Genomic DNA, 21,663 nt, shown 5'->3' with positions numbered 1-21,663 from the left:
GGGCGATTTCGCGCCGGGTTTAAGCGTCTTTGACCGCTTCGGGGTCGCCGCCTGACTGCATGAAGGCCAGACCGTGCGGTTCGGCTTTTCCGTGCGGGTCCGGATGGATGATGATATCGGCCGCCGGATAGTGCGACAGCAGGCGGTTTTCCGCTGCCACGACGATTTCATGGGCGGCTTCCAGCGTCAGCTTCGGGTCGAGGTCCATATGCATCTGGATGTGGATCAGGGGTCCCGCGGCCCGGGTGCGCACCTGGTGAACATCAATCACCCGCTCATCGTCCTCGGCGATGGCGATGATCTTGTCGCGTTCACCGTCAGGCAGTTCGCGGTCGAGCATCTGGTCGAGCGCGCCGCGCGCGACCTGCCAGGCTGACCAGAACAGCCAGAGCGCCACGACTGCGCCCACAATCGGGTCCGCCAATGGGACGGCCAGGAAGGCCGCGGCGGCGACACCGGCGATCACCGCCACATTGGAAGCGAGGTCTGCCGTGTAGTGCGCGCGATCGCCGGAAACCGCGACCGAGCCGGTCTTGCTGACGGCCCGGGTCTGGAACCAGATCAGTCCGGCGGTTAACACCATGGACAGGACCATAACGGCAATTGCCCAGCCACCATTAGTGATCTCGCGCGGCTCGACATAGTGCTGCCAGGCCTCGCGCAGCAGCAGGCCGGCCGACAGCGCGACGAACAGCGCTTGCAGGAAGCTGGCGAAGGCCTCCGCCTTGCCATGCCCGAAACGGTGTTCGCGGTCGGCCGGTTCGGCGGCAAACCGGATGGCAAAGAAGGTGATCAGCGAGGCGGCGAGGTCGAGTGCGCTGTCCGCCAGTGAAGCCAGGATGGCCACCGAGCCGGACAGCCACCAGGCGGCCAGCTTGGTGACCACCAGAATGGTCGCGACAGATACCGAGAAGGCCGTCGCCTGGCCGGTAATGCGGCGCGCTTCCTTGGGCGAGAGACGGCCCGGCCCGGCATCGCTATGTGCGTGATCGTGAGGCATGGCCGACTTATGACGCGAAGCCCGATACAGCGTCAAACGCCATGTTTGCGACGGATTATGAAAAGCAGGCGCGTTACCCCGATGCTGACCGGGCCGGTGTGACGGGAAAGGATGACCCTGATCCCTGTCCTTTCCCGAACGGTCCTTTTTCTGAGAAGGCCTGTCTCCCCTGACGCGCTCGCCCGGTCAGCACCCCGAATACAGACTTTCGGCTTGCGCCCGGCGGGTCGCTGGGGTGAATATGCGCGCCATGAAAAACACGCTTTCAATGATTGCCCTGTGTGCCGCTCTGGCCGCCTGCGGCAGTGTCGACAATGACACCACTTTCCGGGGTGGCGCAGGTGGCGATGCCGCCTATGGCCGCGGTCTCCAGGCACTGGAGCGCGGCCAGATCGCCGAGGCGCACGACTATTTCGCCTGTGCAGCCGAGTTTGGCGGCGGCTATGAAGTCGCCTGGTATTATGCCGGCACGACGGCGCTGGAAGTCGCGCGCGCAGGCGGCGAGAATGCCGACACCTATCGCGAGACCGGCGAACACTATCTCACCCGGTCGGGCGAAGCCGGCTGGGGCGCATCGCAGGCTGCCCTGGCGCGCCATTATCATTCCATCGGAGAGATCGAACAGGCTGCCTATTGGGCACTGCTGTACACGAATAATGTACGCGAGATTTCGCTTGGCCTGACCCGCATGGACGACGAGACCATTCTCGAGATCCGCGATGCCGTGGAACCGGAACAGCTTGCCGAGGCCGAGTTGCAGGCCGTGCGTTTTGTCCCGGAACCGCTGCCCATCGGCCGGCCCAGCGCCGAATGTGCCGAAGCGATCCGGAGCGACCGCGAACGACGGGAGGAGCGTGTGCGCGCACCGATCCGGCCGCAGCGCGAAGCACCGCCGACACAGCGTCCCGGTGGTAACCGGCCCTACTAGGTTTGGCTATCTCGCACTGAAAGCGGTCCGTGTCCGGTTGCTGATCGCGACCAGGGACAGCATGACCGGCACTTCGACCAGGACGCCGACAACGGTCGCCAGCGCCGCGCCGGAGCTGAGGCCGAACAGGCCGATCGCGACCGCAACAGCGAGCTCAAAGAAGTTCGAAGTGCCGATCAGCGCGCACGGCGCGGCGATTTCGTGCGGCGTGCGCACAAACCAGGCGGCGGCATAGGCAATCAGGAATACCCCATACGCTTGGATGATCAGCGGCACCGCGATCATGCCGATCACCAGCGGCTGGTCGAGAATGACCCCGCCCTGCAAGCCGAACAGCAGGACGACGGTCAGTAACAGGCCCGCCGCGGAAGCCGGCTTGATGGCTTGGGAAAAGGCGTTCAGCCGCATCTCTCCCCGCTCTCCGGCGCCGGAACCCAGCAGCAGATGGCGGGTCGCGAGGCCGGCCGCGAGTGGCAAGGCAACAAACAGGCCGGCGGAGATCAGCAGCGTGTGCCATGGCACGACCAGATCGGTGACACCGAGCAGCAATCCGACGATTGGCGCAAACGCCACGATCATGATCAGATCATTCACCGTTACCTGGATCAGCGTGTACTCGGCATCGCCGCGCGTCAGGCGGGACCAGACGAACACCATCGCCGTACATGGCGCCGCACCGAGAATGATCAGCCCGGCAATGTATTGCTCGGCATCCTCCGGCGCGAGGAAGGGCGAAAACACGTAGCGGAAGAACACGATCCCAAGCGCCGCCATGGTGAACGGCTTGATCGCCCAGTTGACGATCAGCGTGATCAACAGGCCTTTCGGCCGCTCGCCGATACGCGCCAGGCTGGCAAGGTCGATATTGACCATCATCGGGTAAATCATCACCCAGATCAGCACGGCGACGACGAGATTGACCGACGCGACCTGCACGCCGCTCAGAAAAGCGAACGCCTCCGGAAGCACCGCCCCCAGGCCGAGGCCCGCGACAATCGCGCCCGCCACAAATAGCGACAGGAAGCGTTCGAATACCCCCATGCCGGATTCGGTTTCCGGCGGGTGTTCAGGGGTTTCCGAGACACTCATAGGGTTCCGATCCGTTGCAATTCCGCACGCCGCTTGGCGCGGTCGAGATGTGCCCAGTCCAGGGCGAGAAAGGCGGTTATCCGCGCTTCAATTGCGTCGAAAGTCGCTTCGAACGCCGCTCGTTTATCCGCATCGCTGCCGGTGACCGCGGCCGGGTCCGGCAATCCCCAATGCGCGCTCAACGGATGACCCGGCCAGACCGGACAGGTTTCGGCCGCCGCGGAATCGCAGACCGTGATCACCAGATCGATACGGGGGCCGCCGCTGTCGAGATCGAACGCATTCCAGTTTTTCGAGTACAGGCCGCCGGTATCAAAGCCCCTGGAATCCAGCAGATCGAGCGCAAACGGATTGACCGTGCCGGCGGGCTGTGACCCCGCAGAGACCGCACGGAACCGGCCCTCCGCTATCGTGTTGAGCAGGCACTCTGCCAGAATGGAGCGCGCCGAATTGCCGGTGCAAAGGAACAGGACGGTTTCGATCATGCGCAGCCCGCTTCCAGCGCGTCCGCAGTCAACCCGCACAGTTCCGGGCGGCCTTCGCAGCAATCGAGCACCAAGAACGAGACGAGCTCCCTTAGCCCGTCCGGGTTCAGCGAATAGATGACCGAACGGGAATCGCGGCGCGAGCCGATCAGCCCGCTGCGCTCCAGCACCTGCAGATGAGGCGTGAGGGTTGATGGCAGGATGTCGAGCCGACGCGAGATCGCACCGGCCGCCAGCCCCGCCCGGCCCTGTTCCAGCAGCAGCCGGAATAGGCGCAACCGGGTGTCATGCCCGAGCGCCGCAAACCGGCGGGTAATCTCCGAACGATCCATATTTTGTAATTACGGGTATTATCAAAATAAGGAAAGCCGTTTTGTTAGATCAGAACACCACGGTCCGGCGGAACACCGCGACATCACCGGCGATCACCTCGTCGAGACGCCACGCCATGTCCTGGCTCATCTGATCGAACAGCGTCTTGCCGTGCGGCGTGGTCAGACCGTCAAGAAACAGCGTACCGCCGCAGCGGATGCGGCTGCTGGCATGGCGGAAATGCGCCGCCAGCACGGCCAGCGACGCCGTCTTGGCCAGCCAGACGGCATCGACCTCGCCCGACGCGATTGACGCGCTGACACTGGGAAACAGTCGCAACCGGCTGGCAGAGCAGCCACGCAGCTGGCAGATCGATTCGACGCGGTCGGCTTCGCCGGCATCGGCCACGAGATTCACGAAAGCACCGCGGTCGAGGAAGGCTGCGGCTGTCCCCCCGTCCTCGCCGAGCTGCAGCACCTTGTCGCCGGGATGGGCGGATTCGCTCAGGAAATCTTCCAGCGCCATGTCCAGCGGCCCGCGCCGGCGCATTGCCTGGCGTTTCATGCGGCGGATCGGCGCCGTCAATCGGGACAGAAATGACGGGGACTGGGCGGTATCTATGGCGGCCATGAGCGTTCCAATCGTGAACAGTGTGTTAAAACTGGAACATTCCCCCGCAAGGCGAATGCCAAAGCTTGCCAACAAGTTAATGCGAGGCCCACTTGCACGGTTTGCGTGGCGCGGTGATCAATGCCAAATGGACTATGCTTATGACCCGCCGAGTGACGATATGAGCCGGCACATAGTTGACAGATTGATCGAGGAACGCGCGCCGAAGCTGCACCGGCGCGAACGCCTCTGGGCGACGATCAAGACGATCGGTTTTCCGATGCTGGGATACAGGAAGGCGGTCGGCATTGCCGACGCGATCGCCGCGCTCCCGGGCAATGACACGCTGCAATGGGTCAGCGATTATCTGTTTCTGCGGCCGGTCCCGGAAAATATCGAAGTGGTCCCGGAAACCGGCGGTTGCGTGGTCATCGCCAACCATCCCGGCGGCATCGCCGATGGTGTCGCGGTCTGGGACGCGCTGCGCGAGCGGCGCCCGGATGTCTGTTTCTTCGCCAATCGCGACGCGCTTCGCGTCAGCCCCGGCCTGTCAGACCTGATCATTCCGGTGGAATGGCGGCAGAACCATCGCAGCCGGGAAAATGCCCGCGAGACGCTGCGGGCGGCACTTGATGCGTTCAAGTCGGGACGGTGCGTCGTGATCTTCCCGGCCGGGCGCATGGCGGAATGGAACTGGAAGACCTGGACGCTGACCGAGAAACCCTGGATGCCGACCGCTGTCAGCTTTGCACGCCGGTTCGGCCAGCCGATCATTCCGCTGGGCGTCCGCCAGCGCATGCCGGTGCTTTATTACGCGCTCGCCCAGATCCATGACGAGCTCAAGGACATGACCGTGTTCCAGGGCTTCATCGGCAAGAAGGGGGCGTATTATCCCTTGCGCTTCGGCGAGCCCATCGATCCCGGTACGCTGCCGGATAACGAGGCGGAAGCCACACAATTGATCCGCCGGCAATGCGAGGAATTGGCGTGGCAACGCGGCTAGGCCGGCCGCCTTTGCATCGCAAGCCAGCCGATCGCCACAAGCCCCGGTATCCACAGCAGCCCCACGAACACCCAGATCTGCACCGGTGATTCCGTGAACACCGGAAAGATCTGCCAGGCTTCGCCCCAGGCGTTGAAGCCCTGGTGCAAGACATGGACGACGAGCACGCTGCCCGCCGCACGGTTGAACACCGCCCCCATGATAAAGCCGATCGGTATCACCATGAAGACAAATGGCAGAATGCCGTAGCCCGCCGGATGGCCGCTCGGCATCGCGAACAGCGGCAGGTGAAAGACCAGCCAGATCAGGGTCAGCACAGCATTGGCGCCCAGCGGTGACAGCCGTGCCTGCAATTGCGGCAACGCATAGCCGCGCCAGGCGAGCTCTTCCGTATTGAAGACCAGGTAGAACAGGCCGATCTGGCCGGCGCTCACAAGCACAGTCGGCCACAGGGCGGGCGGGCTTGCCGTATCACCCGTCAATCCTGAGATCGGCCACACCGCCGCTGCGACAAGCGCAGGCAGCGCCAGCACGCTCAGCCACAGGAGGGGATGGAACTTGATACGGAAGGCGCGCTTCACAAATCGCCAAACGCCCCCCGGCCCGTAATTCCAGATCATCGCCATGATCGTTGCCAGCAGCGGACCGAACAGCATCAGCAGGCTCAGCGGCGCAAATCCGTCATGCCAGTTTGCCACCGCCCAGCCGGCACCGGTGGTGGCATGCGATTGCAGCAAAACGGCAGCCGCCCCGGCCCATGACAAGACAAAGGTGAGGATGAAAAAGCCCGTAATCCCGATGGGATGACGGTTGCGCGCAGCAGCGGCGCGGACGATTCCGTTTTCAACAACAAGCATGGCAACATCTCCGGTCTGCCGGAGCGTTGTGCGATCATCTTCCGCCTATGTCGTTCGCGGACGCGTATTCGAACCCGTGATCCGGCTGCGCCAGGTCGATGGCGTCATGCCGGTTTCGCGGCGGAAGGCTGCCGCGAAGGAGGATTTCGAGGAAAACCCGCTGTCATGCATTACCGTCAGGATGGAGACGCGGGAATCTGCGCGCAAACGGCGCTGTGCTTCGCGAACCCGCCAGCGGGCGATGAATTCGTAAAATGACAGGCCCTGTGTCCGGTTGATGACCTGCGAGAGCTCGCGCGCCGTCATCGGCAGGCCGCGCGCCAATGCCTCCAGCGTCAGATCCGGGTCGAGATGCGGTGCGTCGGCCGCCATGTGGGCATCAAGCGCAGCGGCCAGTCCGGCGAGCTCGTCCTCGGCCAGACGATGCTCGCCATATTTGGCCTCGCCGACTGCACTGGCCTCCAACGGTGCCGCAGCATCCAGGCTGCGGAAAGCCGACAGGATGAAATAGCCGCCAAGAAGCAGCGTCCCGCCCGACAGGATAGCCATCAACGCCCAGGAAAGGAGCGGCAGCGCCCAGACATGCACCACGGAATAGTGCGCCATGCTCACAATCGCACCGCCAAGCAGGCCGGAAAGTGAAACCGTCAGCCAGCGCAGCTCGCGCCCGTCGCTGGACGAGCGGACCGTTCTCGACGCCCGTTCATAGCGCCAGACGACCCGCAGGGTCAGACCCAGATAGGCAAGAGGGTAGGCAAAGATCAGCAGGACGAAAGCCGGCGCATCGAGCCAGCTGTCGGTTGATTCGCCGCTGACGATGGCGAGCCGGGTGGCAAGCGGTTGGGCATGGAATTGCCAGGCCACGAGCGCCGCGATCACCAGGAGTGGCAGGAAGTGGACGGCGTCCCGGCGTTTCAGTCGGAAATCGGCCAGTGCCAGCGAATGTGCGAACAGGTAGAGCACCGGCGCGGCGGCCAGCCCCAGCGTGTTTCCGATAAAGAGTAGGCGCGGAAACTGTAGCGCCAGCCCGCTGTCGGCGATCACGATATTGAGGAGCGGCAGGCTGAACAGGGCAAGAAAAGCCGCGAAGAGCCGCGTCCGCGTAGTATTCGCGGCGGGCCGGATCGCGGTCAGCGCTGCCAGCAGCAGAAACAGCACGGCCCCCGCGGCCGCAACGAGGCCGGCGGGTCCGAATGCCATCACGCGGCCGCTAGGCTTCGCGCTCGACCATCAACTGCTTGATCTCGGCGATGGCCTTGGCCGGGTTCAGACCCTTGGGACAGACCTGGGCGCAGTTCATGATGGTGTGGCAGCGATAAAGCTTGAACGGGTCCTCGAGATCATCGAGGCGTTCGCCGGTCATCTCGTCACGGCTGTCGGCGATCCAGCGATAGGCCTGCAACAGCGCCGCCGGCCCGAGATATTTCTCGGAATTCCACCAATATGACGGGCACGCCGTCGAGCAGCAGGCACACATGATGCACTCATAGAGCCCGTCGACCTTGGACCGGTCCTCCTCGGACTGCCGCCATTCCTTCTCCGGAGCCGCCGTCTTGGTTTGCAGGAAGGGCTCCACGAAAGCGTGCTGGGCATAGAAATCGGTGAGGTCGGGTATGAGGTCGCGCACCACCGGCTGGTGCGGCAGCGGCGAAATCGTGATGTCGCCCCTGAATTCGTCCATGCCCTTTGTACAGGCAATCGTGTTGCGGCCGCCGATATTCATCGAGCACGAACCGCACACGCCCTCGCGGCAGGAGCGCCGGAAGGCGAGCGTGGAATCAACATTGTTCTTGATCCAGAACAGCGCGTCGAGAACCATCGGGCCACAATCGTCGGTGTCGATCGTGTAGGTGTCCCAGCGCGGATTGCCACCCACCTCCGGATCGTAGCGGTAGACCTTGAAAGTACGGGTATTCTTTGCGCCTTCGGGTTTTGGCCACGTTTTGCCCTTCTTGGGCCTGGATCCGCGCGGCAGGGCAAGCTCGACCATTTGAAATCCCTCAAATCATCCGGTGTTTCGGTGAGCAAATGTATAGCGCTCGGCAGGGAAGTCGACCGCCTGCGGCACTCCGGCGCGGTCCCGTCTTCAGACCGGTCCGAAGACCATTTCATGCATGATCCGGCCCGGCATGAAGGCCAGCCCGCCGGCAATCAGGATACCGCCGATATAAAGCCCGATCATGGCGTCGCGATGATGGCGGGTTTGGCCTTTGCGGGCATTCCAGAGCGCCAGCGGCACGGTCACATAGGTCAGAATGACGAACAGGTGGATATAACCGAAATGACCCAGCACCCGGCCCTGCTCCATGAAGCTGGGAATGAAGGCCGCTGCGGTCGCCGTCACCATCATCAGCGCCATGTAGAAATAGCCATTCCAGCGATGCAGAACCGTCCCCTTGGGCAACACCATCTGGATCGTGCCCAGTGCGAAGGCCGGTACCACGGTGTAGAAATGGATTTGGATGGCGGGCGAAGCGTCGAAAAGCGGTTCGAATGTCATGTCAGCGATTCCCGGTCGTGCTCAGAAATTTGGCATCACAATTACTTTGTTATATAAAGCAGAGTATTGCAAGAGACGGTGCGGACGCCGGGCAAAGCGTTGTTTTCGTCACGGGCCCTCGTGTCGCTTGATGGGGAGATTCTGTCAGGCACGGCACAAACCTGCCTCAGGGTGAGGGGCCCGCTGCAAGCGGGCCTCGAACCACCCATGGCGGGTGGTCGTGCTCGATTCCCTTCCCCTTGATGGCGAAGGTCGGCGAGGTGGGGTGACCATTGTCGCTGCGGCAGAAGCCCCCCCCTTCGTGGGGAGGGGTATAGATATATCCGCAAATAAATTGTTCCGCGACGACGCTAGTCGTTTGTCATCCCCCCGGTGGCGATGAAACTGTCGGGAGAGCGGTTCACCAGCTGACGCAATATGGTGAGGCCGGGCACCGTGCCTGACAGCAAGGCGGTCTCATCATGTTGCAGGGCGACGGAGGTGATGTTGGCATTGCCGGTCTCGCCCGACATTGCCCCCAGGGCCCGCGAATTGAAGGTCACGGTTGCCCCCTTTACCTGGAAGCCGGTGCCAGCGGCTCCCGGCAGCAGGTTGATCGTTCCCGCTGCAACGCCATTGCCCTGAATGACAGTGACCTGGACCTGGGTGACGGCCTGCGCTTCAGCGGCTGAAGGCAGGGCAATGCGGAAATTGCTTTCCGTGCCGCCCGATCCGAAGCGCACCCAGTCGAAGTTGGAACTGGTGATGGCGTTCACGTCGAGCCCGTCATCCAGTTCGATTTCTGCAAGGCCGCCGGAAGCGCCGGAGACCGTGTTGTTGGGATTGCCCGTAACGGTAAGGACCGCGTTCGGTGCCTGCGCCGTCACGAAGGTCGCCGCATTGGCGTCATCATCAATGGTAATATCCAGACCGGCCGCACCATTATCGATGCCGTCGAGATCGCCGCCGCCCAGCGCACAGGTGAAGACGTTATCGGACGGAGCTGCGCCCTGCGTACAGGCCACGCCACCCAGATCGACATTCGTTTCGTCGATACCGGTCACACCGCCCGGGAAGGTCACGGCAAGCTCGCCCGACATGGCAATGTCGGAAGCATCGGCCAGAGGCACGCCAATGTCGGCTTCAATATCGGCCGGGAAATCAGCCAGTGTCAGGGTCCCGACAAGGCCGGTGCCCTGCAGGTCATCGCCATTGGCATCAAACTCGCCAGCGCCTGCTGCCCCTGCCGTGATCGAAAAATCAAAGGCCGCCGCAAAGGCCAGAAGGTCGAGATCATCACTGGAACCGGTATAGGCCCCGGCATCAGCGGTGGGGGTGAAGGTGACCGTCACGCTCACAGGATCGCCATTATTCGTGACCTCGATCGGCAGGGTGATCGTGCCATTGATGGCCCCGTTCCCGCTGCACTGGTTCAATTGCCCGGTATTCTCGAAGCGCACGACATTGCCGCCAATCCCGCCGCCAAATACCGGCGAGCCAAAATCGCAATCAGGATCGCTGGCCTGTGTCCAGGCTGCACCCGACACAATGCCCGAGAAGGTCGCATTGGTCAGGGTAAATTCGGCTTCAACGATGCCCGCTGCGCCCAGGCCGATGAAACGATCATGCAGACCAAAGTCGAGGATCGCGTTGCCGTCGAGCGTGCCGCCGATTTCGCTCGCCATTGTCTGGCCGGAAAACGGGCTGGCGGCATCCAGCGCCACGAGCGGCGCAGACGCCGGATCAACGGCCGTAAACGAGCGCGCGAGAACCGACAGGACGCTACCGTCAACAGCGTTTGAATGTTCCGTATAGGCAATCAGAAAGCTGTCACCGGCAAATGTACCGACGGCGCTGTATGCTTGAATGCCAGCCGTTGTCGTGTTCACGATTTGGATCGGCCCGTTCGCCGTACCGTCATTGTTAAACGTGCTGAGCACAATTCCCCAACCATCCCCGTCGACACCACTTGAATCGCTGGTCGTGACCAGAAACCCGCCGCCGGGGAGGGCAGCGACTGTGGGAAAATCATTGAACGCTGTGGTGACATCAAATTCAGCGACCGCCTCTGCGCCGGCCGGCGTCAGAATGCGCGCGGAAACGTCGCCCGCATTGCTGTCGTAATAGACATAAACAATATTATCATTGGACAAGCCTGCGCCGGAATGGCGGAATTGAAGGCTGGCTACGGTCGTGTTGACGCGGGTAATCCCCGGTGTGGTTTCGGTACCGGCGGCATCATACGCCCGCATGAAGACGCCTTGGGAACTCGTGTCCGCACCGCTAGTTTCCCGCCACGCAATGGCATATCCGCCTGACGTCAGCGGTGTGACAATGGGCTCATCCGAAGTATAAGCCGATGCGCCGCCATTATAAGTTGCGCCGACCTCCACTGCGATCAACCCGCCATCCATTGAGCCATCGCCGTTGAAACGTTGCGCAAGGATATCGTCGCTTGTTTGATTGTCCCAGACCGCGATGAAATCGCCGCCCGCCAGCGGCGCGACGTCGCAATACAGTTGGGAATCTCCATCATCCGCGTGAAGCCGGAATTCGGCCACGATTTCACTGCCGGCATTGTCAAAAACCCGGCCATAGCAATCAGCATCCGGATCCGCGCGCGAATAGACCGCCACAAACCCGCCCGTGGTCAGCGCGGCGATACCGCCCAACCGATCGGCTGTCGCAGCATTCGAGATATTGACGCTGGTGACAATACTGTCATCGGCCCCCAATATCGTCGCGAACATGCCAGTTGAGCCCCCGTCATTTCCTCCCCCGTCAGAAAAAGCCACGATCCGATTGCCGTTCGTCAGCTCGATGATCCGGTTGGGGGCGTGGGTGGCAATGCGGAGAACAGACTGACTCCCGTCGGTCACACCCACCTGGTTGACCGTGAATTCGGTATTCAGCGCGTACTGGGCGTTGGCAGGCGTCGACAAAATCGCAGCCGCCAACAGTGCGCCGGCCAGGCCGGCAGCTTCAGTCCTGATATTCATGATACTCCGATCGCCATGCCCGTCGCAGCGATCCGGCCACAAGAACACAAAACTATTGCTGTACGAACCCGCAAGCAATTCCGTAAAATTGAAGGAGTCAATCGGATTCCCGGTTGTGTTGAATCGAAATCGGCAGGTCCGGCCATTATTTCTCGCGTTAAGATATGGGAACAAAATAAAGACGCACCGCCCCGCTGTGATTTTCAGAGGCCCCATCTACGCCGGGCCAGTATTTTGACTTTGCCATGACCTCTTCGCGCGAACCCTCTCGGATTTCATTTTGAGGTGCTGGTCGCCGCACCGCCGCTAACCGCTTCCCGGTCCGTTCCGCGCGCCAGCGGGGGAGGAAAAATTGGGCCTTGATAAGCTTTGGATTGCCCCAAACCCGTCATCCTGACGGAAGTCAGGATCCAGTTGCGCCAGTGCCATGAAACCGCCCTGAGTCAACCAGCCGGCGTCATCACCGCTGCGCAGATTACGCGCCTGAATTCAGCGCATCACTGTGGCTCTGGGTCCCGGATTTCGCCGGGGTGACGGGAGATTGGTCTTCATGCATAGGGAATGTCAGCGGTGGCATTACGCCAGTGAGGATTGAACTGTTCGATCAATTTGATCTTCCAGGCGCGTCGCCAGTTTTTCAGCCGCTTTTCACGCCCTATAGCTTCAGAGATCTCTTCGAACATTTCAAAATGAACGAGTCGGGTAACACCGTATTTACGGGTGAGCTTGGACGCCCTGCCTTCGCGGTGCTCATGGACGCGGGCACAAGCCGCGGGGATGACGTGAAGTAAGCGACGAGAGGGGCTTGCGATATTTCGGACTTTTCGGGATCAACCTTGCAGCAGGGCGTGTGCAGGTTCTAACTCATGTCCGGATAGACCAGCTGACAGCAGGGAATGGCGATGCCTGATGCGGAGTTCACAGTGTGGGTGGAAGCCGCCCTGGCGCTGCCGCTGATGCTGATCGGCCTGAGCCATGTCGTGCAGCACCGGATGTGGGCGGGCTTCTTTGCCGATCTCGCGGCCCGCGGTCAGCCCGGTGTGGTGTGGCGGACCGTCATGCTGGAAATGTGGCCCGCCACGCTCATCGTCGTCTTTCACCAGGACTGGTCGTGGCCGGCGATCATTATCACGCTCTACGGCCATCTCCTGATGCTGAAAGTGATCATCAGCCTGGTTTTTCCGTCGCTCGGCCTGAAATCCCTGCAACAGGCCGAACGGTTTGGACGCCTCGGCTTCATGCCGGCGGGACTTGGCCTCATGGCGATCGGCGGCTTGTGCGCCTATCGCGCCCTCCCGGTCTGGCTGGCCACCGAGCAGGCGTAACGCTGGCGGGTGATAGCTGATCAGACCCGCTTTTCCTTGCGGATGACCAGTTTCAGCCCGGACCAGATTGCGTCGACCGCGCACACTTTCACATCGACCAGGTCCAGCGGAAAGGCCGCCGCGCGCACTTCATCCTCGCTCATGTCGGTCGGCACTTTCGAGGCTTTCTTCGGCCAGCTCACCCAGATCATCCCGGCTTGTGCAATCGCCAGCCGGGCCTGCGGCAGCGCCAGGTTCAGCTGATCCTTCGACATCACGAACAGGTGGACGACATCCAGCTCGCCGCCGGGTTCCGGCGTGGCCGTGAGCTCGATGAATTGCGCGGCATCTGTCAGCCAGTTCAGGCTGTCCGGCAGATTGAGGAAGCACACCGCCTGGCCGTCCTTCAGGCCGAGCTTTTTCGGCAGCGGCGTCCCGGAATAGCCGGTATCTGTCATCATATGTCCATCGCAAACACGAGACGGTAACCGTTGCAGTCCTCGAAACAGAATTCGCGCAGGCCATATTCCATGTCCTCCGGACCCCAGACAGTCTTCACCTTGTCCTTCAGGCGCGCGGCCTCGGCGTCGACATCGTCCACGAAGATGTAGAGGAATCCGGTCAGCGCCGGCTTGCCCAGCGGATCCTGAGCATCGCGGAAGAACCAGAGGCGGGCAGTGCCGCGCGTCATCTCGGCCCAGACAAGTTCGCCTGCGTCCTCCCATTGTCCCGTGGGCTCGAAGTCCAGCACGCCGGCATAGAATGCCACGGCCTGTTTCACATCCGGCACTTTCAGGCTCGGCGTGAGCGGGGATCGGTCCGGGATATGGGTCTTTCCGTATTATTCCCTCGCTGCGGCGGAAGGGGAAGACCTGCCGGCCGGTGACAATGGCAATCCGGGCGCAGGGTAATCCTCGCAGTCGGCCACAGCCCTAAGCTGGCAGTCTGATGCGGTTGCCGCGAAACGGCAATCGTAGTTGTAGTAGTAGGAGGCCAAATGCTGAAAACCGGAGGATTTATCCACGTGACCTCCAGCTTTTCGGTTTTCCCGATCCGCCTCAAGGGGTTAAGCTTCCGCGAGGGGAGATTGCCATGAAACGTGTTCTGGCGGGAATGACCGCGGGCCTGTGCATGTCGACGGCCGCTCTGGCCTGTGACAATGACGATGCCGACGGCGCCGATATCGGCCTCGTCCTGTCCGGCGGCGGCGCTTTCGCCAACACCCATATCGGCGTCATCCGGGTGCTCGAGGAAGAAGGCGTGCCGGTCCACTGCATTGTCGGCACCTCGATGGGCTCGGTCGTCGGCGGGCTCTATGCCGCGGGCTGGTCGCCCGACGAGATGCGCACCGAGTTCGAGGCCGCCGACTGGCCGCAACTGATCACCAACACGCTAAGCCGCGAGGATCGCCCCTACCGCGAGAAGGACCGGCAGGACGAATATTATTCCGACTATATCGCCGGCTGGGGCGAGAACGGTCTTATCCTGCCCTCCAGCGTCACCACGCTGCGCGGCCTGCAGGGCTTTTACCGCGACATGCTGGACGAGGCGCCGCCCGCTTTCGATTTCGATGAACTGCCGATCCCCTATCGCGCCGTCGCCACCGATCTCGGCACCGGCCAGGCGGTCATTATCGATCATGGCGATATCGTCGAAGCGATGCTGGCCTCGATGTCGGTGCCCGGCCTCTTCGACCCGCGCGAAATAGACGGCCGCCTGCTGATCGATGGCGGCATGTCCAAGCAATTGCCGGTCGATGTCGCCCGCGACATGGGGGCCGACATCATCATCGTGGTCGACACCACGGTGGAACCCGGCGACCCGCCAGCCAGCCCCTCCGTCGTGCAGGTCGCGCAACAGCTGGTCCAAGTCCAGGTCTGGCTCAACCGCACCGAACAGGCCGAGCTTCTGTCCGAGCGCGACATCATCATCCGGCCCGATCTGACAGGACTGTCGACGGGAAGTTTCGAGCGCGCCGGCGAAGGTTTCGAGAGCGGTATAGCCGCTGCAGCGCCCTATCGCGCCCGCATGGCCGAGATCGCCGCCATTGCCGCTCCGCCCCTTGAACGTCCGAATGCCGTCATGGCGCGTGCCACCGGCGACGCCCGTACCGTCACGGCGGTTCGCATCGACAACGCGACCATTGTTTCCGACGCCATGATCGCCGATCGCTTCGGCATCGAACCCGGTGACAGCGTGACGCGCGAGGATATTCGCGAAGGCATGATCGAGGTTGCAGGCCTCGACACCTTCGGCGCCATCGACGCCGGGTTCGAGACCGACGGAACGCTGACCCTCCGCACGGAAGAACGCCCACTTGGGCGCAACCTTTTCCAGGCCGGCATTACCCTGTCGAACTCCTTTGATCAGGATTCCCGTTATGTCCTGCGGGCCCGCTACACCCGCGCGCCGGCGAACGCCTCGGGCGCGCAGTTTTCACTGAACGGGGCGCTCGGATCGGATATAGAGATCAGCGCGGCATGGCTGCAGCCCTTCGGCCACGGCGGGCGGTTCTATTACGAGGTCGGCGCAGGCTATCTGGGCACACCGATCCCGCTGGATCTGGCCGGCATACGACTCGACGAATACTGGACGACACGTCTGTTTGGTCGTGCGGAGATCGGCCGCGATTTCGGCCGCTGGGGCCGCTTGTCGGTCGATGCCGGATATCGCAATGGTGAATATGATACGCCCTTCGAACTGATGGAGGATGGCGGCGATATCGATCTCGAGAACGCTGATCTTGGCCTGGCATTCGAGTTCGACACCTTGAATCATCCCGACTTTCCGACCGGGGGCCGTGCGATTTTTGCCGACGCCCGCCTGGTTGCAGACCTCGTTGATGTCGAGCCTTTCGATGACTTATTCGAGCGCTACCATTTCCGCGGCGAGCAGGCGTTCGGCATGGGCCGCTGGGGCGGCATGGTGCGCGGCGAATCGGGACGCTCCGAGGATGAAGGCTCGACCTTGGAGGCGTTGTTTTTCCTGGGCGGCTTCCGGAACCTGACCGCCATCGGCGAACGTCAGCTTCCGGCCAATTCCTTCGACATGGTAGCGGTCGAGGGCTATCGCCGCCTGACATCCCCCGATGCCGTCGGAGCGATCCCGATCTGGATCGGCCTGCTGGCCGAGTATGCCGAATACACGCTGGATCTCGGTGCCGACGGACTGGTCTATGGACACACATCTTCGCTCACCGGATACGCCGCGGTGAACACGCTGATCGGACCGGCCTTTATCGGCTATGGGCGGGGGCAGCACGGCGACCAGACCGTGTTCGTCTACATTGGCCGGGAGTTCTAGTTCAGCTCAGCGAGCGTTCGGGCCAGAGCGGCAGCCCGTCCGGTTCGAGGCCACCCCGCGACGGCCGCCCGGGATTGATGTGATAGCGCGCTCGGTCAGGGCAGACGAAAGAGGCCGACCTGTCCTTGAGGCGCACTGCATAACCGGTCTGCCCGGTCGCGCGCAGCAATGCCTCGATGCCGGCTTCGCCGATGAAACTGGCCTCCATCGCCGCGCAGGCTGCCGTGAGATCACGTATGGATCCGGTCGCCAGTCGCCGGTAGGCCGCCTGCTGCAATTCCGGAGGCCGTGTCCGCAGTTTAGGGTCTGCCCAGTCCTGCGGCGGACACACGACTGCAGCGAGCTCCGAGGCGACAAAGGCGTCCGAGGCGGCCGCATAGGCTTCCGCCGGCGCCGCTTCGAGCCGCCGCTCCGCCTGCAGGGTAAAGGCTACGGCATTCGATTGCAGCGTTTCACAGGAATTCGCGGATTGGGTAGTCAGAATAGGGATATCTGCACTGGCATCCCGGCCGTTCCGCCAATCAAGGACAAACCAGATTCCGGCAATCAGACCGGTTATCGCGACAGCGAACAGAACGAAACGGACCCAACCCATGGGCGTGAAATTGCAGCGCCAATGGGGCCAGATCGTGGCAGCTATTCGCGAATCGGACAGAATTCAACCGGCTCGCGGCTCTGGTCCGGGAAGCGCGACATCCAGCAATCATCGAACACGGAGCAATAACAGGCCTCGACCTCGATCTCGTGCCGCACCTGGTCCAATGATTGCCAGATCGCCCGTCCGACAGGCTGGGCTTCGGCATCCGGCCGCCCGAACTCGATATAATCGACGCTCTCCTGCGGCGCAAAAAACCGCCCTTCGACGGAATCAAACAGGAAAGCCATCTGGCCGTCGCGAAACGCTTGATGAACATACGCCAGGCGGTCCGCTTCCGGCACTTCTTCGCTGACACAGCACCGCGCAAGGAAGGCCGACGTGTCGCGTATTTCTTCTCCATCCCAGAACAAGCCGAGATAGCGCGAGTCTGCGGGGCCCAGACCTGTATTGGTGAATCTGACCGTCATTATCCATTCGCTTCGCTCGGCATCGTAATTTCCCGAGCCATACTGGATCACCGGCAAAACGCTCGCTTCCAGGGTCCGCCGCTGGAAGCGGCTCTGGTCGACGGCGACGAATAGTGACGCCACCGAGATCACGACAACGCTCACCGCAACAACTAGCTCGATAATCCGGGCAGTGGTCATGCGCATGAATTAGATCGTGGCCGGATCTCGGAAGACCTCTTCGTCCAGTTCGCCTTCCCATTTCGCAACCGACGTAGCGACAGCGGCGTCGCCCGTCACGTTCACGACGGTCCGCGCCATGTCCATGATCCGGTCAACCGGCAGGATGAAACCCACGACCAGCGCAATCTGTTCCGGCGAGGCACCAAAGGTCGTGAGCACCGTCGCAAGCAGGAACAGCGAGGCCGATGGAATGCCGGCGGCGCCGATTGAGACGACGGCAGCCGTGATCGCAATCATTACATAGTTCGCGAAGGTCAGATCGATGCCAAACGCCTGCGCCGTGAACAAGGCGAGAATGCCGAGATAAAGCGCGGTTCCGTCCATATTGATCGTCGCGCCCAACGGCAGGACCGATGCAGCCACACCTTTTTTCACACCGAGGTTTCGCCGTGCATTGGTGATCGTCACCGGCAGGGTGGCCGAACTCGAAGAGGTTGAGAAAGCAACCGCCTGCGCGTCAAATATACCCCGGAAGAACCGGATTAGCGGCAAACGGAGCACGAGCTTTATCAAGCCGCCATAGATTAGAATCATGTGGGTCAAAAGACCCAGATAGACCGTCAGGATCAACCAGAAGATCGACTGGAAGGCTTCAATCCCATACGCCACCGTCGCGTAGGAAATCAGCGCGAACACACCAAAAGGTGCGGTTTCCATGATGATCGCCGTGACCTTCAGGACCGCCTCCGACGCGCTTTCGAAAAATCTCCCTACAGCTTCCCCTTTGTCGCCGGCAAGCAGGATGCCAACGCCAAACAGGACCGCGAAGAAAATGATGGCCAGAATATTGGCTTCCGCCATCGCGGCAGCGGGATTCTGGATGATGTCGAGGATCTGCTCCCATCCGCTTGGGCGTTCCTGCGATATCGCTTCCGGTGTTGCGCCGGCGAGCGCTTCGCTCGCGCCTGTCCCTGGTCGCATGATGGTGCCGAACACCAAGCCAATGACATTGGCGAAGAACGTTGTGATGAGGTAAAGCCCGATCGTCATGACACCGAGCGAGCCCAGCTTCGCAGGTTGCTTCATGGCGACCACGCCGGCCACCAAAGTGGTAAAGATGAGCGGCACGATCATCATGCGGATCAGCGCAATGAATATGTCGCCGAAGGGCTGGACATAAGCTGCGAGGAACTGCTCGGCGCCGTCTCCCATGAACTGCTGGACGAACAGCCCGAAACCGATCCCCAGCACCAGCGCGCCAAGCACGCGCTTCCACAGCGTTACCCCGAACCACCATCTGAACATGAGCGCGGCCTCCCCACCGGATCGTCATACGACCGGCAGACTAGGCGAGCCGTGTTTGGCGTCAATGTCGGCGTGCCGCGTCCAGAAGCTTGGTCAGCGCAACATAGGCGGTGAGTCCGCCGAGCCCGGCGCCAATCAGCAGGGATAGCGAGCCGAGTTCTCCGAGGCGCGAGGCCAGCGGCGCGGACATCAGAGTCAATGCGATAACCGCCTGTACGGCAAGGCGGCGCCATTTCACGTCGCGATAGGCATTGGCGAAACGCATGGTCTTGCGCGAGAAAAAATGCCGTGAATTCGCGGCTTCGCCGCCATCATGCCAATCGCGCATTGGCGCGTCCGAAGACTGGCTTATTCGATAAATCTGACCCATATATTGTGACTATACGGACTATATTAAGGAAGTCAAAACTGATCGCTCGTGAGGCGAAATGATTGAATTTCAGAGGGAAGCCGGTCCGCACCAGATTGTGAAAGTTTTGTTGCAGATACGAAAAGGGCGCCCCGCAGGGCGCCCTTCAAAATGAGCGATTGGATTGCCAATCAGGCGGCGATCGCAGATTCTGCGTCAAGGACTGCCGCGATGGCATTCACGGTCGACGCGATCCGCACAGCGGCCTGGATTTGTTCAGCCGTAACGCCATGCTTTCGCAGCTCGGCCTCGTGGCTGTCGATGCACAAGCCGCAACCATTGATCGCTGACACAGCCAGTGACCACAGCTCGAAATCCGCCTTTTCGACCCCGGGATTGGCGATCACATTCATCCGGAGTTTGGCCGGCAACGTTTTGTAATCCTTGGCAGAAGCCAGGTGGACAAAACGGTAGTAGACATTGTTCATGCCCATGATCGCCGCAGCGGCCTTGGCACCGGACTTGGCCTCGGCCGACAGCTTGTCCGCTATTTCGGCCTCAATCGCCTTTACGACGCCAGGCACGCCCACAGCGTGAGCGGTCGCCAGGAAAACACCCCACTTCTTCTGGTCGTCGAGAACCGTTTCGCGCGCGAGGCTGGACAGGTTCAGCCTGATATCCTTGGCATAGTCCGGAATGTCGTTCTTGAGCGTTTCGAGGCTCATGGCTTATCTCCATTGAAGCATGAGAAAGGCGCGCCAAGCCAAGGGGGGAGAGAGCCCGGCGCGCCTCCGGTCAGGTCGCGATGGGTTACGCGGCCAGGGTGTCGCCGCCCACAGCGCGGTTGCAGGGGCAGAGTTCGTCGGTCTGCAGCGCATCCAGGACCCGCAGAGTGTCTTCCGGATTTCGGCCGACATTGAGATTGGTGACATAGACGTGCTGGATCACATTGTCCGGGTCCACAATGAAGGTTGCCCGCAGCGGAACGCCTTCGTTTGACCGGACGCCAAGAGCGTCTATCAGCGAACCAGTGGTGTCGGCAAACTGCCAGATCGCCAGCTTTTCAAGATCGGGGTGATCGCGGCGCCAGGCCAGCTTGCAGAATTCATTGTCGGCCGAGCCGCCAAGCACGACGGCATCACGATCATCGAAATCGCCGTTCAGGTCGGCAAACGCCTTGATCTCGGTCGGACACACGAAAGTAAAATCTTTAGGGTAAAAGAAGATGACCTTCCACTTGCCTTCGAAGCTGTCCTGGTTGACCGGCTCGAATGCGCTTTCGCCATTCTCTTCGTGTTCCATGAAACCTGGCTTCACGCCGGTGATTTCGAATTCAGGAAGCTTCTCGCCAATTCCCATCATGATACTGACCTCGTTTGTTTACTGTTTGAGCGGGGCCTCACCCCATCGACAAGGCGATATGAGACGGCTCGTGTCATTAATCAAATGAATTGTTTTTTGATGATGTATAATCTATATCAATATCACTATGAACACGCAGCTCCCCACGCTCCGCCAATTGCGCTTCCTTGTGACCCTCGCCGATGAAGGTAATTTCTCACGCGCTGCGGAAGCCTGCCATGTCACCCAGCCGACATTGTCCGCCGCAATCAAGGAACTCGAGGCCACACTTGGCGTCACCCTTGTCGAACGCGGTGCGCGCGGCACGACGCTGACTCCGGCCGGAGAAGCGGCGGTCGCACGCGCCTGGAAAACGCTTGCCGAGGCCGAGGATCTCGTCCAGGCGGCCCGTGCTGCCGGTGAACCGTTGAGCGGGCCATTCCACCTCGGCGTCATCCCGACAATCGCCCCCTTCCTGTTGCCGAAGCTCCTGCCTGTCCTCTCAGCGGCACATGAACGCCTTCAGCTCTATCTGCGCGAAGATCTGACCGAGCGCCTGCTCGACGGGTTGCGCGCCCGCAATCTCGACGCGGCATTGATTGCCTTGCCGTATGAAGCGCCGGGGATCGAGAGCGTAACTGTCGGGTCCGACGAGTTTCTGTTTGCCGCAGCCGCAGATCATCCGCTCGCCAGCCGCGACACGGTCTCGGCGAACGATCTCGACGGAGAAAAGCTGTTGATGCTGGAAGACGGGCATTGCCTGCGCGATCACGCGCTGGCCGTCTGCTCCGCGGCGGCCTCACGCTCGGACTTCGCGGCCACCAGCCTGCATACCCTGGCGCAAATGGTGAAATCCGGCCTCGGCGCGACGCTTCTACCACGCCTCGCGGTGGAAGGCGGCGTGACCGACGGACTCGGGCTTGTCGTGAAACCTTTCACGCCGGCGGTCATCGGCCGCGAGATCGGCATTGCCTGGCGCAAGGGCTCGGCCCGCGAGGCCGAGGCCCGGCTGATCGCTGAGAGCCTGGACGGGATCATATAGAAAAAACCCCCGGCCGGGGCCGGGGGCTTGG

General features: G+C 61.7%; 24 protein-coding genes. 5 read left to right on the top strand and 19 right to left on the bottom strand.

Going from position 1 to position 21,663, the window contains the following annotated elements; genetic code table 11:
* Positions 1–19: 19 nt before the first annotated feature.
* The gene (locus ACOOFN_RS07945; RefSeq protein ID WP_420430520.1) at positions 20–1,000 is read right to left on the bottom strand and encodes a cation diffusion facilitator family transporter; all 981 of its coding nucleotides are present in this window, start codon (positions 998–1,000) and stop codon (positions 20–22) included.
* Positions 1,001–1,250: 250 nt separating this feature from the next.
* Between ACOOFN_RS07945 and ACOOFN_RS07940 the strand changes: the two genes are divergently transcribed.
* Entirely contained in the window at positions 1,251–1,928 is a 678-nt protein-coding gene (locus ACOOFN_RS07940) for a hypothetical protein (protein WP_420430518.1), read from the top strand.
* 6 nt (positions 1,929–1,934) lie between these two features.
* Here the strand turns inward: ACOOFN_RS07940 and arsB are convergent, their stop codons facing one another.
* From arsB to ACOOFN_RS07920, 4 genes are read right to left on the bottom strand one after another with little or no spacing between them, the layout of a single operon-like run.
* Positions 1,935–3,017 carry an ACR3 family arsenite efflux transporter gene (gene arsB / locus ACOOFN_RS07935; protein ID WP_420430516.1) on the bottom strand — a complete coding sequence of 361 codons (1,083 nt, stop codon included), beginning with the start codon at positions 3,015–3,017 and terminating at the stop codon, positions 1,935–1,937.
* A complete protein-coding gene (locus tag ACOOFN_RS07930) occupies positions 3,014–3,502 on the bottom strand; it encodes an arsenate reductase ArsC (RefSeq protein ID WP_420430514.1) in 489 nt (162 codons plus the stop codon). The genes arsB and ACOOFN_RS07930 overlap by 4 nt, the downstream gene beginning before the upstream one ends.
* Positions 3,499–3,834: an ArsR/SmtB family transcription factor gene (locus ACOOFN_RS07925; RefSeq protein WP_420430512.1), complete on the bottom strand. Its 336-nt coding sequence runs from the start codon at positions 3,832–3,834 to the stop codon at positions 3,499–3,501. The genes ACOOFN_RS07930 and ACOOFN_RS07925 overlap by 4 nt, the downstream gene beginning before the upstream one ends.
* A 49-nt stretch (positions 3,835–3,883) precedes the next feature.
* Positions 3,884–4,444: a hypothetical protein gene (locus ACOOFN_RS07920; protein ID WP_420430510.1), complete on the bottom strand. Its 561-nt coding sequence runs from the start codon at positions 4,442–4,444 to the stop codon at positions 3,884–3,886.
* Between the two features lie 127 nt (positions 4,445–4,571).
* Between ACOOFN_RS07920 and ACOOFN_RS07915 the strand changes: the two genes are divergently transcribed.
* Positions 4,572–5,426 (top strand): 1-acyl-sn-glycerol-3-phosphate acyltransferase, encoded by an 855-nt coding sequence (locus ACOOFN_RS07915; protein WP_420430508.1) that lies wholly within the window; start codon positions 4,572–4,574, stop codon positions 5,424–5,426.
* Here ACOOFN_RS07915 and ACOOFN_RS07910 read toward each other — a convergent pair.
* The 6 genes from ACOOFN_RS07910 to ACOOFN_RS07885 form a co-directional block, all read right to left on the bottom strand.
* The gene (locus tag ACOOFN_RS07910; RefSeq protein WP_420430506.1) at positions 5,423–6,283 is read right to left on the bottom strand and encodes a CPBP family intramembrane glutamic endopeptidase; all 861 of its coding nucleotides are present in this window, start codon (positions 6,281–6,283) and stop codon (positions 5,423–5,425) included. The two genes, ACOOFN_RS07915 and ACOOFN_RS07910, sit on opposite strands and share 4 nt — an antisense overlap.
* A gap of 45 nt (positions 6,284–6,328) precedes the next feature.
* Entirely contained in the window at positions 6,329–7,483 is a 1,155-nt protein-coding gene (locus ACOOFN_RS07905) for a helix-turn-helix domain-containing protein (protein ID WP_420430504.1), read from the bottom strand.
* 10 nt (positions 7,484–7,493) lie between these two features.
* Positions 7,494–8,273, bottom strand: coding sequence for a succinate dehydrogenase iron-sulfur subunit (locus tag ACOOFN_RS07900; protein WP_420430502.1), 780 nt, complete (start codon positions 8,271–8,273; stop codon positions 7,494–7,496).
* 96 nt (positions 8,274–8,369) lie between these two features.
* On the bottom strand, positions 8,370–8,783 hold the full coding sequence (locus ACOOFN_RS07895) for a DUF2306 domain-containing protein (RefSeq protein WP_420430500.1): 414 nt from the start codon (positions 8,781–8,783) through the stop codon (positions 8,370–8,372).
* 350 nt (positions 8,784–9,133) lie between these two features.
* Entirely contained in the window at positions 9,134–11,761 is a 2,628-nt protein-coding gene (locus tag ACOOFN_RS07890; protein ID WP_420430498.1) for a hypothetical protein, read from the bottom strand.
* A gap of 548 nt (positions 11,762–12,309) precedes the next feature.
* Positions 12,310–12,540 (bottom strand): GIY-YIG nuclease family protein, encoded by a 231-nt coding sequence (locus tag ACOOFN_RS07885; protein ID WP_420435035.1) that lies wholly within the window; start codon positions 12,538–12,540, stop codon positions 12,310–12,312.
* Positions 12,541–12,663: 123 nt separating this feature from the next.
* On the opposite strand from ACOOFN_RS07885, the gene ACOOFN_RS07880 reads away from it, so the two are divergent.
* Positions 12,664–13,086, top strand: a complete 423-nt coding sequence (locus ACOOFN_RS07880; protein WP_420430496.1) for a hypothetical protein — start codon at positions 12,664–12,666, stop codon at positions 13,084–13,086.
* Between the two features lie 20 nt (positions 13,087–13,106).
* Here the strand turns inward: ACOOFN_RS07880 and ACOOFN_RS07875 are convergent, their stop codons facing one another.
* Together ACOOFN_RS07875 and ACOOFN_RS07870 are read right to left on the bottom strand one after the other, a co-directional pair.
* Positions 13,107–13,526 (bottom strand): DUF3052 domain-containing protein, encoded by a 420-nt coding sequence (locus ACOOFN_RS07875; protein ID WP_420430494.1) that lies wholly within the window; start codon positions 13,524–13,526, stop codon positions 13,107–13,109.
* The gene (locus tag ACOOFN_RS07870; RefSeq protein WP_420430492.1) at positions 13,523–13,855 is read right to left on the bottom strand and encodes a VOC family protein; all 333 of its coding nucleotides are present in this window, start codon (positions 13,853–13,855) and stop codon (positions 13,523–13,525) included. Before ACOOFN_RS07870 ends, ACOOFN_RS07875 begins: the two co-directional genes overlap by 4 nt.
* Positions 13,856–14,157: 302 nt before the next feature.
* On the opposite strand from ACOOFN_RS07870, the gene ACOOFN_RS07865 reads away from it, so the two are divergent.
* On the top strand, positions 14,158–16,368 hold the full coding sequence (locus tag ACOOFN_RS07865) for a patatin-like phospholipase family protein (protein ID WP_420430490.1): 2,211 nt from the start codon (positions 14,158–14,160) through the stop codon (positions 16,366–16,368).
* A gap of 1 nt (position 16,369) precedes the next feature.
* On the opposite strand, the gene ACOOFN_RS07860 is transcribed toward ACOOFN_RS07865, so the two are convergent.
* The 6 genes from ACOOFN_RS07860 to ACOOFN_RS07835 all read right to left on the bottom strand — a co-directional run bounded on the left by ACOOFN_RS07860 (position 16,370) and on the right by ACOOFN_RS07835 (position 20,611).
* Entirely contained in the window at positions 16,370–16,963 is a 594-nt protein-coding gene (locus tag ACOOFN_RS07860) for a hypothetical protein (protein WP_420430488.1), read from the bottom strand.
* Positions 16,964–17,004: 41 nt separating this feature from the next.
* The gene (locus ACOOFN_RS07855) at positions 17,005–17,613 is read right to left on the bottom strand and encodes a hypothetical protein (protein WP_420430486.1); all 609 of its coding nucleotides are present in this window, start codon (positions 17,611–17,613) and stop codon (positions 17,005–17,007) included.
* Positions 17,614–17,622: 9 nt separating this feature from the next.
* Positions 17,623–18,900 carry a dicarboxylate/amino acid:cation symporter gene (locus ACOOFN_RS07850; protein WP_420430484.1) on the bottom strand — a complete coding sequence of 426 codons (1,278 nt, stop codon included), beginning with the start codon at positions 18,898–18,900 and terminating at the stop codon, positions 17,623–17,625.
* A 61-nt stretch (positions 18,901–18,961) separates the two neighbouring features.
* Complete coding sequence (locus tag ACOOFN_RS07845; protein ID WP_420430482.1) at positions 18,962–19,228, bottom strand: hypothetical protein; 267 nt, start codon at positions 19,226–19,228, stop codon at positions 18,962–18,964.
* Positions 19,229–19,440: 212 nt separating this feature from the next.
* Positions 19,441–19,974, bottom strand: coding sequence for a carboxymuconolactone decarboxylase family protein (locus ACOOFN_RS07840; RefSeq protein WP_420430480.1), 534 nt, complete (start codon positions 19,972–19,974; stop codon positions 19,441–19,443).
* 85 nt (positions 19,975–20,059) lie between these two features.
* Positions 20,060–20,611 (bottom strand): peroxiredoxin, encoded by a 552-nt coding sequence (locus ACOOFN_RS07835; RefSeq protein WP_420430478.1) that lies wholly within the window; start codon positions 20,609–20,611, stop codon positions 20,060–20,062.
* A 127-nt stretch (positions 20,612–20,738) separates the two neighbouring features.
* Between ACOOFN_RS07835 and ACOOFN_RS07830 the strand changes: the two genes are divergently transcribed.
* Positions 20,739–21,632, top strand: coding sequence for a hydrogen peroxide-inducible genes activator (locus tag ACOOFN_RS07830; RefSeq protein ID WP_420430476.1), 894 nt, complete (start codon positions 20,739–20,741; stop codon positions 21,630–21,632).
* The last annotated feature ends 31 nt before the right edge of the window (positions 21,633–21,663 follow it).

Source organism: Hyphobacterium sp. (assembly GCF_965217055.1).
Classification (GTDB): domain Bacteria; phylum Pseudomonadota; class Alphaproteobacteria; order Caulobacterales; family Maricaulaceae; genus Hyphobacterium.
The sequence above is the reverse complement of the archived record's forward strand: the minus strand, read 5'-3'. Positions and strand labels throughout refer to the sequence as shown.